General features: G+C 63.5%; 11 protein-coding genes. 9 read left to right on the top strand and 2 right to left on the bottom strand.

Annotated elements, in window-relative coordinates; genetic code table 11:
- Positions 1 to 80: 80 nt before the first annotated feature.
- The 7 genes from gloB (at position 81) to RSO41_RS03155 (ending at position 10,067) form a co-directional block, all read left to right on the top strand.
- Positions 81 to 848: a hydroxyacylglutathione hydrolase gene (gene gloB, locus RSO41_RS03185; protein ID WP_315617632.1), complete on the top strand. Its 768-nt coding sequence runs from the start codon at positions 81 to 83 to the stop codon at positions 846 to 848.
- 91 nt (positions 849 to 939) lie between these two features.
- Positions 940 to 2,145 (top strand): transglycosylase SLT domain-containing protein, encoded by a 1,206-nt coding sequence (locus tag RSO41_RS03180; protein WP_315617631.1) that lies wholly within the window; start codon positions 940 to 942, stop codon positions 2,143 to 2,145.
- Between the two features lie 288 nt (positions 2,146 to 2,433).
- Positions 2,434 to 4,254 (top strand): extracellular solute-binding protein, encoded by a 1,821-nt coding sequence (locus RSO41_RS03175; RefSeq protein ID WP_315617630.1) that lies wholly within the window; start codon positions 2,434 to 2,436, stop codon positions 4,252 to 4,254.
- A 110-nt stretch (positions 4,255 to 4,364) separates the two neighbouring features.
- Positions 4,365 to 5,438, top strand: coding sequence for a microcin C ABC transporter permease YejB (locus RSO41_RS03170; RefSeq protein ID WP_315617629.1), 1,074 nt, complete (start codon positions 4,365 to 4,367; stop codon positions 5,436 to 5,438).
- A gap of 5 nt (positions 5,439 to 5,443) precedes the next feature.
- On the top strand, positions 5,444 to 6,529 hold the full coding sequence (locus RSO41_RS03165; protein WP_315618057.1) for an ABC transporter permease: 1,086 nt from the start codon (positions 5,444 to 5,446) through the stop codon (positions 6,527 to 6,529).
- On the top strand, positions 6,522 to 8,126 hold the full coding sequence (locus RSO41_RS03160; RefSeq protein ID WP_315617628.1) for a dipeptide ABC transporter ATP-binding protein: 1,605 nt from the start codon (positions 6,522 to 6,524) through the stop codon (positions 8,124 to 8,126). Before RSO41_RS03165 ends, RSO41_RS03160 begins: the two co-directional genes overlap by 8 nt.
- A gap of 174 nt (positions 8,127 to 8,300) precedes the next feature.
- Positions 8,301 to 10,067: a GGDEF domain-containing protein gene (locus tag RSO41_RS03155; protein WP_315617627.1), complete on the top strand. Its 1,767-nt coding sequence runs from the start codon at positions 8,301 to 8,303 to the stop codon at positions 10,065 to 10,067.
- A 35-nt stretch (positions 10,068 to 10,102) separates the two neighbouring features.
- On the opposite strand, the gene RSO41_RS03150 is transcribed toward RSO41_RS03155, so the two are convergent.
- Positions 10,103 to 10,804, bottom strand: a complete 702-nt coding sequence (locus tag RSO41_RS03150; RefSeq protein ID WP_315617626.1) for a pseudouridine synthase — start codon at positions 10,802 to 10,804, stop codon at positions 10,103 to 10,105.
- Positions 10,804 to 11,619 carry an amidohydrolase gene (locus tag RSO41_RS03145; RefSeq protein WP_315617625.1) on the bottom strand — a complete coding sequence of 272 codons (816 nt, stop codon included), beginning with the start codon at positions 11,617 to 11,619 and terminating at the stop codon, positions 10,804 to 10,806. Before RSO41_RS03145 ends, RSO41_RS03150 begins: the two co-directional genes overlap by 1 nt.
- A gap of 124 nt (positions 11,620 to 11,743) precedes the next feature.
- On the opposite strand from RSO41_RS03145, the gene rarD reads away from it, so the two are divergent.
- Positions 11,744 to 12,652, top strand: coding sequence for an EamA family transporter RarD (gene rarD, locus RSO41_RS03140; protein WP_315617624.1), 909 nt, complete (start codon positions 11,744 to 11,746; stop codon positions 12,650 to 12,652).
- Between the two features lie 225 nt (positions 12,653 to 12,877).
- Entirely contained in the window at positions 12,878 to 14,590 is a 1,713-nt protein-coding gene (locus RSO41_RS03135) for a sulfate permease (protein ID WP_315617623.1), read from the top strand.
- Positions 14,591 to 14,766 lie beyond the last annotated feature (176 nt).

Below are 14,766 nucleotides of genomic sequence, written 5' to 3'. Positions count from 1 at the left end.
TTTACACTTTTTGCGATTTGCCCCGGGTCCGGCACCCTCGACATCGTCGAGCCCGGTCAAGGCGCGAGGATAACGAGTCCATGTTGAGCGTGACACCCATTCCAGCCTTCAGCGACAACTATATATGGCTACTTCGCCAGGATACGAGCGACAGTGTCTGCGTGGTCGACCCCGGTGATGCTGCCCCCGTGATCGAATGGCTGGAGCGCGAAGGCCTGACGCTCGGCACGATCCTGATCACTCATCACCACCCCGACCATACCGGCGGGCTTGCGGAATTGATCCAGCGTTACTCGCCTCGTGTCATCGGCCCTCACAACCCCTCAATTCAGGGGATCGACGAGCGCGTCGGCGATGGCGACGAAATTCGGGTAATGGGGCGCCTGTTCGAGGTATTGGAACTGCCCGGTCACACACTCGACCATATCGCCTTCTTCACCGCCGGCATACCACCCCTGCTGTTCAGTGGCGATGTACTGTTCAGCGCCGGTTGCGGTCGCCTTTTCGAGGGCTCTCCCGAACAGATGCATCACTCCCTTTCTCGTCTCGATGATCTGCCCGAGGAAACGCTGGTATTCGCCGCCCATGAGTACACCCTGGCCAACCTGCGCTTCGCCAGGGCGGCCGACCCGAACAACCGGGACGTGATCGAGGCCGAAAACGAATGCCTGCGCGCCAGGGAGCTAGAGCGTCCCACGCTGCCCAGTACCCTGGGCCGGGAGCGCCGCATCAACCCCTTCCTGCGCTGCGGCGAGGAAAGCGTGCGACAAGCCGCCACCGAACACGGCAGCACCGATACTCGGCTGGCCACCTTCACGACCCTGCGCGCCTGGAAGGACTCCTTCTGAAAAGCCACATGGTAACGCCCTTTGAAAAGGGCCGCTGGACGACCGGCTCGACACAGCACGTACCGAGCCCCGGCGCCCCGGAGACCCTTGCATGACCTATCATACCCTGCGCGGACGCCTGTTCGGATTCGCCAGCTCGCTGAGTCTGGTCGGCGCCCTGCTGGCGGCCATTCCCTATAGCCTGGACAGTCAAGCCGCGACCCTGCCCGCCGAACGCCCCACTCTCGACGCTACCTCCGAGAAAGACGCCACCCAGGGGCGTTCACGGTCGCTGGCGACCTTCTGGGGCGCTCTCGACCTTCAACCCAGGGATGCCTGGAAGCGCCTGCGGGCCAGTTTCGAGTGGCGAGACCAGTGGCGCGCCGATGCCGGCCATGCCAGGGTCCAGCACTGGATCGACGAATACCGCTCGAGTCCTGGCAATATCGCCGAAATCACCGAGCGCGCCCGCCCCTGGTTGACCTGGATCATCCAGCAGGTCGAAGCGCGAGGGCTTCCCGGCGAGATCGCCCTGGTCCCTTTTGTCGAGAGCTCCTTCGATCCGCAGGCCCGCAGTCACTTCGGTGCCGCCGGCCTGTGGCAGATCATGCCGCGTACCGGGGAGGCCCTCGGCCTCCGGCTCAATAATGCCTGGGACGGTCGACTCGACGTCGTACGCTCAACGGAAGCGGCGCTGGACTACATCGAGATGCAGGCCGACCAATGGTACGAAGGCAACATCGAGCTGTCCCTGGCCGCCTATAATGCCGGCGCCGGCACCGTGAACCAGGCCCGGCGGGTCGCCCAGTCTCAAGGCCATGCCGGCGAATACTGGGACTTGAACCTGCCGGCGGAAACCATGGATTACGTCCCCAAGCTGCTGGCCATCGCCGCGATCATCGCCGAGCCCCGGCGCTATGGTGTCGAGCTTCCCGATATCGAGGGAGGGCCGGCCTTCGCTCAAGTGCCGGTGACCCGTCGCGTCACCCTGGACGAAGCGGCGCGCCTGGCCGGGGTCTCCAGACCACGCCTGGCCAGGCTCAACCCCGGCCTTCGTGGCGATGTCGCGCACCCCGACCGAGGGGGCGATCTCCTGGTGCCGATGGGGCATGCCCAACGCCTTGTGGCCGGCCTCGGGACATCTCCCATGGATGGTACAGTCGACTCCGCCGACATCCACGTGGTCCAGCGAGGTGACACCCTGTCGTCCATCGCCTCCCAGCATGCCCTGGCGGCCGCCGACCTCGCTCGCTGGAACGGCCTCGACCAACCCGATGCTTTACAACCGGGGCAGCAACTGACACTTTCCGGTAGATAAGAACAAGGCGCGACCTCGGGAAACGCTGGACAAATCGGCGAGCGGAGCAAAGCACAAGGCGCCCGGAGCGAAAGCACCGGAGCCTGTTCGGTACCGGTGAGGATTCTGACCGGGCTGGCGCACCAGCACCACGAACAGGTTCGCCAGGAGCGAGCTTGAACCGCCTTCTGGACGGGCCGAACGGGCTTCGCCAGAGCGGCTGGCGACAAGCCAGCAACTTGCCCGCATGGACCTTTGTGCAGCGTTTCCCTTCCGCGCCTTCTCGATACCGGGAAAGGACCCTCTCTGATGATGCGACTGCTCCTGTCACTGCTGGTGGTCATGGCCAGCCTGCCCGTCATGGCCGATGACCCCGCCGATGTCCCGACGCGACACGCCCTGGCCCTGTACGGCGAACCGGCACTGGGCGAAGACTTCTCGCACTTCCCTCATGTCGATCCGAATGCCCCCGTCGGCGGCACCCTGACCCGCGCCGCCACCGGCAGCAGCTTCGACTCGACCAATCCGTACATCGTCCAGGGCACGCCGGCCGCCGGGCTCAGCCAAACTTACGATACCCTGCTCACCCAAAGCCCGGACGAACCCTTCACCATGTATGGCCTGCTGGCCTCCGGCATCCGCCTCGATCCACAGAGGCACTGGGTAGAGTTCGACCTGAACCCTCGAGCACGCTTTCACGACGGCACACCGGTCACGGCCGAAGACGTGATATTCAGTTTCGAGACCCTCACCGAAGACGGCCAGCCATTCTACGGGGCCTACTATGCCGACGTGACCGATGCTCACGCCGTGGACGAAGATACCGTCCATTTCGACCTGGCCGATAGCGAGTCACGCGAACTGCCCCTGATCCTGGGGCAGATGCCGGTACTGCCCGCTCATTACTGGCAGGGTCGTGACTTTACCCAACCGACCCAGGATGCCCTGCTCGGCTCGGGCCCCTACCGAATCGTCGAGGTTTCCCCCGGCCAACGCATCGTCTACGAACGCGTCGATGACTACTGGGGGCGGGACCTTCCGGTCAATCGTGGACGGCACAATATCGGCCGGCTCGTCTTCGACTATTACCGCGACGCCTCGGTGGCCATGGAAGCCTTCAAGGCCGGCAACCTGGACATGCGCATCGGCTCTTCGGCCCGCAACTGGGCAACAGGCTATGATTTCCCTGCCGCCAATGGCGGCTTCGTCAAACGCCTGGAAGTCCCCGATGGTCAACCCGCCGGCATGCAGGCCTATGTCATGAACCTGAGGCGAGACAAGTTTCAGGATATCCGCCTTCGCGAGGCCCTGAACCTTGCCTTTGACTTCGACTGGCTGAACAAGAACCTTTTCTATGGCGCCTACCAGCGTACCCACAGCTTCTTCGCCAACTCCGAGATGGCCGCCGAAGGACTGCCCAGCGACGCCGAGCTGGCACTGCTCGATCCCCATCGTGATGCCCTGCCCGAGCGTGTCTTCGATGCTCCCTTGCCCATCGACATGCCCGAGGAGCAGCGCGCCCGCCTGCGGCGCGCCCATGAGCTGCTTTCAGAAGCCGGCTATACCTATCGCGACGACACCCTGATCTCCCCCGAAGGCGATCCCCTTCGCCTCGAGGTACTCCTGCACGACACCCGCTTCGAGCGCGTCGTACAACCGCTTCTGCGCAACCTGAAACGGCTCGGCATTCAGGGCAAGATACGCGTCGTCGATGTCAACCAGTACCTCAACCGTCTGCGTAATTTCGATTTCGACATCGTCGTCGGCAGCTTTCCACAATCGGCCAGCCCGGGTAACGAACAGCGCGACTTCTGGGGAAGCGAGTACGCCGACGCTCCGCAGAGTCGCAATCTCATCGGGCTGGAAAATCCGGTCATCGACGAGCTCGTGGACCGATTGATCGCCGCCGACACGCGTGCCGACCTTGACACCGCTGCCCGGGCGCTGGACCGGGTCCTGCGCTGGGGCTTCTACGTGATCCCCCAATGGCATCTGCCGGTGACCCGCCTGGCCTTCTGGGACAAGTTCGGCTGGAAAGAGCCCTTCCCGGAATACACCCTGGACCTGGATGCCTGGTGGGTCGACCCGCAACGTGCCGCCGAAGTCGAGGCGCGTCAGCAGAATCGGTGAGGAGTGAGGAGGGTAAGGAGTCAGGTTCAGGGCGTTTCCCCCTCACGCCTCACTCCTCTACACCCTACCCTTGTCGTACGACATCCGGACATCATCGCTAAGGACATGCCGTGGCTGCCTATACCCTGCGCCGCCTGCTGTTGATGATCCCCACGCTACTGGGGATCCTGCTGCTCAACTTCATCATCGTCCAGGCCGCCCCCGGCGGCCCCATCGACCAGATGCTGGCGCGTTTCGAGGGCCTGTCCACGCAAGCCAGCACCCGACTCGAGGGTGGCGGAGGCGAGGTGGTCGAAAGCGGTGACTCCCGTGGCAACCGCGGCATACCGCCACAGCTTATCGAACGCCTGGAAACCCAGTTCGGTTTCGACAAGCCGGCACCGGAACGCTTCCTCGACATGATCGTCGACTACGCCACCTTCGACCTCGGCGAAAGCTTCTTTCGCGGCAAGGCCGTCACGACCCTGATTCTCGAGCGCCTCCCGGTCTCGATCTCTCTGGGCCTCTGGACGACCTTGCTGGTCTACCTGATATCGATACCATTGGGGATCCGCAAGGCACTCATGCATGGCTCGCGCTTCGACGTCTGGTCCTCGGGGCTGGTCATTGTCGGCTACGCCATTCCCGGCTTTCTGTTCGCCATCCTGCTGATCGTGCTGTTCGCCGGCGGTAGCTACTGGGACGTCTTTCCGCTACGGGGCTTGACGTCACCGGATTTCGCCGACCTTTCGACCTGGGGCAAGATCAAGGATTATTTCTGGCATATCAGCCTGCCGGTCGCCGCCTCAGCCATCGGCAGCTTTGCCACTCTTACCATGCTGACCAAGAACAGCTTTCTCGACGAGATTCACAAGCAATATGTGCTCACCGCCCGCGCCAAGGGCGCCAGTGACCGACGCGTGCTCTACGGGCATGTCTTCCGCAATGCCATGCTGATCATTATCGCCGGACTGCCATCGGCACTGATCGGCATCTTCTTCACCGGCGCCTTGCTGATCGAGGTCATCTTCTCCCTCAACGGCCTCGGCCTGCTCGGTTTCGAGGCCGTCATGCAACGGGATTATCCGGTGATCTTCGGCACCCTCTATCTCTATACCCTGATCGGCCTGATCCTGAAACTGATATCGGATCTCACCTATGTATGGGTCGATCCACGTATCGATTTCGAGACGCGAGAGTCCTGATGACCATGACGCATGCCTCCACTTCCCGGCTGTCTCCCATCACGCGCCGCCGGCTAGAGGTCTTCCGGCAGAATCGCCGCGCCATGGTATCGCTATGGGTGTTCCTGGCGCTGTTCGTGATCAGTCTGGGCGCCGAACTGGTCGCCAATGACAAGCCACTGCTGATGCAGTACCAGGGCGACTGGTATGTCCCACTGGTCATCGATTACCCCGATACCGAGTTCGGGGGATTTCTGCCCACACCGGCGGACTATCGCGACGCCTATACCCGAAAAGCCATCGAGGAAGACGGCTGGATGCTCTGGGCGCCCATCCCCTATTCCTACGACACCCTGGACATGACGCTGACGCACCCTGCCCCATCACCACCGGACGGGGAGCACTGGCTGGGTACCGACGATCAGGGACGCGATGTCCTGGCCCGGGTGATCTACGGTTTCCGACTATCGGTGATCTTCGCCCTGGTGCTTACCGCCGGCTCCATCGCCCTTGGCGTGCTGATCGGCGGTGTCCAGGGGTATTTCGGTGGCAAGATCGACCTGGTCGGACAGCGCCTCACCGAGATATGGTCGGGCCTGCCCGTGCTGTTCCTTCTGATCATCCTGGCCAGCATGGTCGAGCCCAACCTCTGGTGGCTGCTCGGTATCATGCTGTTGTTTTCCTGGCTGGGGCTAGTCGACGTGGTACGTGCCGAGTTCCTGCGAGCCCGCAACCTCGAGTATGTTCGTGCCGCCCGGGCCATGGGCCTGCCATCGCGTCTGATCATGTGGCGCCATGTATTGCCCAATGCCATGGTGGCCACCCTGACCTTCATCCCCTTCCTGTTCACCGGCGGCATCACCACGCTGACGGCACTGGACTTCCTCGGCTTCGGCCTGCCGCCAGGGTCCCCCTCGTTGGGCGAGCTCGTCGCCCAGGGCAAGAACAACCTCCAGGCTCCCTGGCTCGGCATCACGGCCTTCATGACTCTCTCGATCATGCTCTCGCTGCTGGTCTTCATCGGCGAGGGCCTGCGAGACGCCTTCGATCCCCGTCATATCCAGCATGCCGGCGCCGGCCCTGCCGGCTCGAGGATTTCGCACGATGTCTGACCAGCCCCTGTTCCAGCTCGATGAGCTGACCATCGCTTTCGATGGCCTTCCAGTTGTCGAATCGTTGTCCCTTGAGGTAAGGCGCGGCGAGACCCTGGCTCTGGTCGGTGAATCCGGCTCCGGCAAGTCCATCTCGGCACTGGGCGCCCTGGGCCTGTTGCCTGCCAATGCGTCGCTCAGCGGCAGGCGCCAGCTCGACGGCCTCGATCTGACCGGCCTGTCACAACGTGACTGGCGACGCGTCAGGGGAGGACGCGTCGGCTTCGTCTTCCAGGAACCCATGACCTCCCTCAATCCCCTGCATAACGTCGGCAAGCAGATCAGTGAAGTCCTTCGCCTACACCAGGGATTGACGGGGCAGGCCGCGCGGCGGCGATGCCATGAGCTGCTCGAGCGCGTGCGCCTGCCGCGTGCAGCGGAACTGCTCGATGCCTGGCCTCACCAACTCTCCGGGGGCCAGCGCCAGCGCGTCATGATCGCCATGGCCATCGCCAATGGACCGCGACTGCTGATCGCCGACGAACCGACCACGGCACTGGATGTCACAGTGCAGCTCGAGATTCTCGCCTTGCTGGCCGAGCTGCGCGATGAACAGGACATGGGAATGCTGTTCATCACCCACGATCTCAACCTGGTACGCCGGCATGCCGACCGCGTCTGTGTCATGCACCAGGGACGTGCTCAGGAAAGCGGTCGCGTCGAGGATGTGTTCGTCTCGCCAAAAAGCCCCTTCACCCGGGCACTACTGGATGCCGAACCGAGCGGCCGCCCCACCCCCGTTGCTCCCCGGACGCCTCTGCTCGATGCCCGCGGTATCAGCGTGAGCTTCCAGCGGCCAAAGCGACTCTTCCAGCGTCGTCCTGCGCCTTTCGAAGCGGTCAAGCCACTGGACTTGCATGTCGCCCCCGGCGAAACCCTGGGCATCGTCGGCGAGTCGGGATCCGGCAAGAGCACACTCGCTCAGGCCTTGCTGCGTCTCGTTCCGTGTCGCGGCTCCCTCGATTTCGACGGTACCCGGCTGGACCGATTGGCCGGTGGCGACCTGCGCCGTCAACGACGGCGCTTTCAGGTCGTTTTTCAAGACCCCTTCGGGTCACTCTCGCCACGCATGCCGGTATCGGACATCATCAGCGAGGGGCTTCGCTTCCACCACCCCGAACTGGACGCCGAGGAAGTGCAGCAACGCGTCAACGATACCTTGAAGGAAGTCGGCCTGCCCGAAGGATGCGCCTCGCGCTATCCGCACGAATTCTCCGGCGGTCAGCGACAGCGTATCGCGGTCGCTCGAGCCATCATCATGGCGCCCGAGCTGGTGGTGCTGGACGAGCCGACCTCGGCCCTGGATCGCAGCGTTCAGGCACAGCTCGTCAGTCTGCTGCGTGAACTGCAGCGCCGGCGCGGCATCAGCTATCTATTCATCAGCCACGATCTGGCCGTGGTACGCGCCATGGCGCATCGCATTCTGGTACTCAAGGACGGCCAGGTCGTGGAGAGCGGCGACTGTCTCGATGTGCTCGAACGGCCCGCCACGGACTACACGAAGGCCCTGGTGGAAGCCGCAGGCCTCCGAGAGCGGCTGCCTGATCTCCAGCAATAGCGGCCCCGGCCGCTATTTTTCTCTTCGTCGAAGGCCTCACTGTTGCAACGGAGAAAGATAACGGTATAAATAACGTTCGCTCGGACTCGGCCTAACCGTTAAATCTGCACAGTTCGACCTTTCATGGTCCCACCTATACTGGCTCGAAGGGAGCCAAGGGTCGAAGAACGCCATATGCGTCAATTCATCTGTCTGTCGTGGCAGGCCATGCTAGCGCTGTTCCTGCTCTGCCTGATGGCGTCGGCCCAGGCCTCGATCATCTCGTTGACGGACCATTGGGAATATCGCTGGGGGGAGTCTCCCATCGACGAGAACGGAGCACCCGCCTGGGCCAGCGACACTCTTGATGATACCGCCTGGCAGGCTATCGGCTTCCCTTCCAACCCGCCGGGCCGCAACGGCCGCCACCATGCCTGGTTCCGCACGACGCTGCCGGCGGAAGTGCCGGCGGAAGGCGAGTGGCGAGATCCTGTGCTTTACATCTACAGTGTCGACCTGATCACCGAGGTCTACCTGGAAGGAGAGCGAATCTACCGCTACGGCGATTTCAATTTCGATGACCGTGGCGAAGGCCGCTTCGCAGGCTGGCCATGGCATATGATCGAACTGCCCCTCGACTTCGCCGGCAAGCCACTCTATTTTCGCATCTACTCCAATTACACCGATATCGGTCTGTGGGGCGAAATAAAGCTCATGGAGCGCGCCGACCTGCTCGGCTACCTGCTGCGACACTCCGCCGTCGACCTGATCATCAGCCTCACCTGCCTCCTGCTCGCCCTGCTGGCCGGCGTCTTCACCGTGATCCAGTCCGGCACACGCTACAACTTCGCTCCCGTCGCCCTGTTCGGATGCGCCTCGGGGATCATGATCCTGGCCGACACCCAGGCCAGCCAGCTGCTGATCGAGCGTCCCTTGCTGTGGGACTATCTCGCCGCCGGCGGTTACTACACACTGCCGATCGCCATTGGCCTGCTGCTGGAACACTGGTATACCGATACGCGGACGCGACTGATCCGGCGCATCTGGCAATTCCACTTGCTCTACCTAGTCGTGGCATTGGGAGCGGCCCTGGCGGGGTGGGTCAACCTCTCCACCACGTTTCCGATCTTCGATCTTCTTTTGATCGCCAGCCTCGGCCTGCTGACGATGATCATCGCACCGCGGCTGCGCCAGCTCGATGCAGAACAGAAAGCCATCCTGGCCAGCCACGCACTCTTCGGTCTACTGCTGGTGGCAGACATGGCGGTAGCCCATGGCCTGCTGCCATGGTGGCGGGTCCCGGTCAGCACCGGCGCCCTGGTCTTCGTCCTGGCCATTGTGGCCATCTCGCTGTTCGAGTACAGCCGTACCCATAAGGAGCTCAAGCGCCTCAACCTGCGCCTTGAGCAGGAAGTGGCCCAACGGACCGGAGAATTGCAGACCCTGGTGAAGCGGCTCGAGACCTTCTCCTACACGGACCCTCTCACCGGGCTGCACAATCGCCGCTACTTCACCGAGTTACTGGAACAGTCCGCCGCCCAGGCACGGCGGCAGGGCTACCCATTGACCCTGGTAATGATCGATATCGATCATTTCAAGCGGATCAACGACCTGTATGGACATGAGGCAGGTGACAGCGTCCTGGCGGCCATCGCCAAGCGCCTGACACAGCATTTTCGAGAGGCCGACGTGATATGCCGGCTGGGTGGTGAAGAGTTCGCGGTGCTCATGCATGACACCGAGGCCAGTGACGTCCAGGAACGTACCCAGACCCTGCTCGAGGCACTGGCCTGTACCGTCCATCATCATCAGGAAACGCCGGTGGGCACCGTCACCATTTCCTGTGGCATCGCGTCCTATCCCCTGCATGCCGACGACCCCCTGGCCCTCGTGGGGCTCGCCGACAAGGCACTCTATACCGCCAAGCATGCCGGTAGGGCCCGAACCCACGTCTACGCCTGAACGCTCGGGACCAGCGTCAACACCTGGCGGCCCCCTCAGAAAAGCGCGACTTCTTCGGGGCTCAATTCTCGCCACTCTCCCGGTGCCAGGGTGTCATCGAGCACCAGCTCGCCCACCGACTCGCGATGCAGGGTCTCGACATGGTTACCCATGGCGGCAAACATGCGCCTGACCTGATGGTAGCGCCCCTCGTCGATGACCAGCCTGACGCGGTGATCATCCAGGCAGGTCAGCTCGGCCGGTCGAGTCGGCGTGTCGTCTCCGTCGAGCTTGACGCCTTCGGCGAAAGCGTCCACCGCACGCTTGGCCGCGTCACCCTCGAGGGGCCGAGCCAGGTGGGCTAGATAGGTCTTGGGACAGCGCCGGCGTGGTGAGGTGATACGGTGCGACCACTGCCCGTCATCGGTGATCAGCAAGAGTCCCGTGGTGTCGACATCGAGCCGCCCGACAGGCTGCAGGCGTTCGAGCTTGGGAACATCGAGCAGATCCACGACGCGGGGATAGAGACCCCGTCGAGCCGTGCACTCCACCCCTTCAGGCTTGTGAAGCATGATATAGCGCGTCCCGACCAGAGAAAGGGGCTCGCCAAGCCAGACGATCCGGTCGGCTTCCGCCACATGCCGAGCCGCCTTCTTCTCCAGCTCACCATTGACAGTGACCTCGCCGCGAATCAAGGCCCGCTTGGCCAGCCCGCGAGTCAGGTCGGTACTTTCCGCCAGGAAGCGATCAAGTCGCATCAGTCACCGACTCCGTCCGACAGGGTAAAATGATCGGCATCCCGCCAGGCGGGAAACTTCTCGCGAAAGGCCTGCAGATCTTCAAGCGACAAGGTCCCGGTCTTCACGAAAGGCAGGCCCTCGGGCTCATCGATCAGGGCTTCACCCTTGGCATCGACCAGCATGGAGTCGCCGGCGTAGCCGAGCCCCTTGGCGTCCTCGCCGACACGATTGACGCCGACCACCGGACACAGGTTCTCCACCGCACGCGCCTGCAGCAGCACACGCCAGGGGTGACGGCGCGGCGCCGGCCAGTTGGCGACACACAGCAAGGCATCATACTCGAAGTGTTCACCGGGAGCCGGCTGCTGGCGAAGCCAGACCGGAAAGCGCAGGTCATAGCAGACACTGAGCAGAATCCGGAACCCCTTGAGCTCGACGATCACCCGCTCATGGCCCATGGCGTAACGCTCGTGTTCACCGGCCATGCGAAACAGGTGGCGCTTGTCGTAATTCACCAGGCTGCCGTCCGGTCGCGCCCAGATCAGACGATTGAAATATTCGCCTTCCTCGACCACCGCCACGCTGCCGGTGACCACGCAGCCACGCTGCACGGCCTGGTCACGCAGCCAGGCGACGGTCGCACTCTCGCTCATGGGTTCGGCCATTTCTCTGGAGTTCATGGTGAACCCCGTGGCGAACATCTCCGGCAACACGATCAGGTCGGTCTGATCACCCTCCAGGCCGCCCAGCGTCTCCTCGAGCATCCGGCAGTTGGCATCGGGGTCCTCCCAGCGCAGATCACACTGCACCAGGGTCGTTCGCAGCTCGCTCATACAGGGACTCCATCATCGGGACCAGGGTTGGTATTCAGCCTAACCGAGACACCGGCATCGCGCAGCCATGGCATCGAAGCGATACCGGCCCTATGATAGGACGGACATTCTTAGGAAGCTTAACATGCCAAGGAATCAAAGCGTCTCCCCCGACGCCGGCAAGGGGGTCGGCTTCGGCCTCGCCGCTTACCTGATGTGGGGGTGCTTTCCGCTCTTCTTCGCCTTGTTCGAAGGCATCCCCGCCTATGAAGTACTCATCCACCGCGTCCTCTGGTCCTGCGTCTTCCTGGTGGGACTGGTCACCCTGTTGCGTCGCTGGTCCCCGGTCACCGAGGCCCTGCGACACCCGCGCCGCCTTGGTCGGGTACTGGCCTGCGCGGTGTTGATCGGGCTCAACTGGGGCCTCTACATTTACGCCGTGGAAAGCCGGCAGGTGCTCCAGGCGAGTCTCGGCTATTTCCTGACCCCCCTGATCAACGTGACACTCGGCCTGCTGGTACTGCGCGAACGCATGCACCGTCTCCAGGGCGTCGCCGTGGCCATGGCCGGCATCGCCATCATCATCCAGCTGGTCATGCTCGGCGAGGTGCCATGGATCAGCCTGGCGCTGGCACTGTCCTTCGGCACTTACGGACTGCTGCGCAAACAGGTACCGCTGGATGGCCTCTCCGGCCTGTTCGTCGAGACCCTGTTGCTGATGCCGCTCGGCCTGCTGGCACTCGCCTGGCTCAGCGAAGCCGGGCTGTCCCACTTCCTGGCCGACCATCGCAGTACACTGCTGCTGATCACCAGCGGCGTGATCACCGCCCTGCCCCTGCTGGCCTTCGCCGGCGCTGCACGGCGCCTGCGCCTGGCCACCCTGGGGTTTCTGATGTATCTCAACCCGAGCATTCAGTTCCTGATCGCCCTGCTGGTATTCAACGAACCCCTGGCGCCGACGCAGCTGGCGACCTTCATCCTGATCTGGTGCAGCCTGGCCCTCTACTCCTGGACCGCCTGGCAAGGCCGTCCGAGGGAGGCAAATGAAACCTGATGCCATTGATGGCCCCACTCACCGGTCCTCATGGGCCCAACGGGACGACAACGCCACCAACCCGGTTCGTCGCTCCTTCCATCGGCCGAGCGCGATACCGTCTCGCCCCTGACCGGACTCGAGACGTGGACGCTTCACCGGCGTGCTGACGCTGACCCTGAGCGACGGATCGTTTAGTCTGTCAGGCGTTCTGGTTACCGATTCTCCCACCTGCGACTGGCCCGGATGCTCAAGAAATATCTCCCGATACTGACCTGGCTACCTCACTACACCCGCCGCCTGTTCGGTGCCGACCTGCTGGCGGGCGTGATCGTCACCGTCATGGTGATACCCCAATCGCTGGCCTACGCCATCCTCGCCGGTCTCCCGGCGGTCGTCGGATTGTATGCCAGCATCCTGCCACTGCTGGCCTATACGCTGCTGGGGACCAGTCGCACCCTGGCCGTCGGGCCGGTGGCGATCATCGCCCTAATGACCGGTGCGGCCCTGTCCGGCGTGGCGCCGCCGGGCTCCGCGGCCTACCTCGATGCGGCCCTCGTCCTATCGCTGCTGTCCGGGGCCATGCTGGTGGTGATGGGCATTCTACGCCTCGGTTTCTTCGCCAACTTTCTCAGCCACCCGGTGATCGGAGGCTTCCTTTCCGCCTCGGGTCTGTTGATCGCTATCAGCCAGCTCACCCACTTGTTCGGCATCGAGGTCTCGGGCTATACGGCGCTTTCACTGCTGACGGGACTGGTCTCGCATCTCGATGCGCTGCACTGGCCGACGCTCGCCCTGGGCATCGGCTGTCTGGCATTTCTCATCGTCATGCGGCGTTACGGCAAGGGCGCCTTGACCGCCATCGGCATATCCAGGGGGCTGGCCGCCCTCTGCGCCAGGGCCGGTCCAGTGTTCGCCGTCATCATTACGACCCTGCTCAGCTGGTGGCTGGATCTCGGGGAGCTCGGCGTCGATGTGGTCGGCGACGTGCCGGGAGGCCTGCCTCCCCTGACCTTCCCGGCGATCGACCTCCCCCTGTGGCGTGAGTTGCTGGTGCCGGCGCTGCTGATCAGTGTGGTCGGCTTCGTGGAGTCCATCTCCATGGCGCAGATGCTGGCTGCCAAGCGCCGCGAGCGCATATCGCCCAACCAGGAACTGCTTGGCCTGGGTGGCGCCAATATCGCCGCCGCCCTCTCTGCCGGCATGCCGGTCACCGGCGGTCTGTCGCGCACCGTGATCAACTTCGAATCCGGCGCCCGAACCCCCATGGCCGGTGCCTTCGCCGCCGTTGGCATCGCCCTGGTCACCCTGGCCTTGACCCCGTTGCTCCGCCACCTGCCCGTCGCCACGCTCGCCGCCACCATCATCGTGGCCGTGCTGACCCTGGTCGACATCCCCTTGATCCGGCAGACCTGGCGCTATTCACGCAGCGATTTCTCGGCCATGGCCCTGACCATGCTGTTGACATTGATCGAGGGGGTCGAGGCCGGCATCATCAGCGGCGTAGCACTCTCCATCGGCCTCTTCCTGTACCGCACGAGCCGCCCCCACAGTGCCCTGGTAGGCCGGATTCCCGGTACCGAACACTTTCGCAGCGTGACGCGCCACAGCGCCGAGACCCTGAGCCACCTGGCACTGCTGCGCGTCGACGAGAGCCTCTACTTCGCCAATGCACGCTACCTGGAGGATACCGTCTATACCCTGGTGGCCAGCCGTCCGGAGCTGGAGCACGTGGTGCTGATCTGCTCGGCGGTGAACCTGATCGATGCCTCGGCGCTGGAGAGTCTCGACGCCATCAATGCCCGCCTCAAGGACTCCCGGGTCACCCTGCACCTGGCCGAGGTCAAGGGACCGGTGATGGATCGCCTCAAGAAGAGCCACTTCCTCGACGACTTGTCCGGTCGCGTTTTCCTGAGCACCTATGCCGCCTGGAGCGAACTGAAGCGACGGGAAGCGTAAGGCCGAGAGTGGCAATTGGCGAGGCAAGACGGTACCCGCGTGACCCTTGAAGGGTCGCCGACTCATCCATGCCAGGGACAGTCGTGCCAGACTACCAGGACGCACAGGCCGTGGCCCGATAACGGCCGGTTTCACGCCATGCACTGCCACCGCGGCACGGGGGCGACAGAGCGTCG

This window comes from Halomonas sp. I1, assembly GCF_032334135.1.
Lineage (GTDB): Bacteria > Pseudomonadota > Gammaproteobacteria > Pseudomonadales > Halomonadaceae > Halomonas.
Note: the sequence above shows the minus strand (reverse complement) of the source record. Positions and strands in the feature narration are given on the sequence as shown.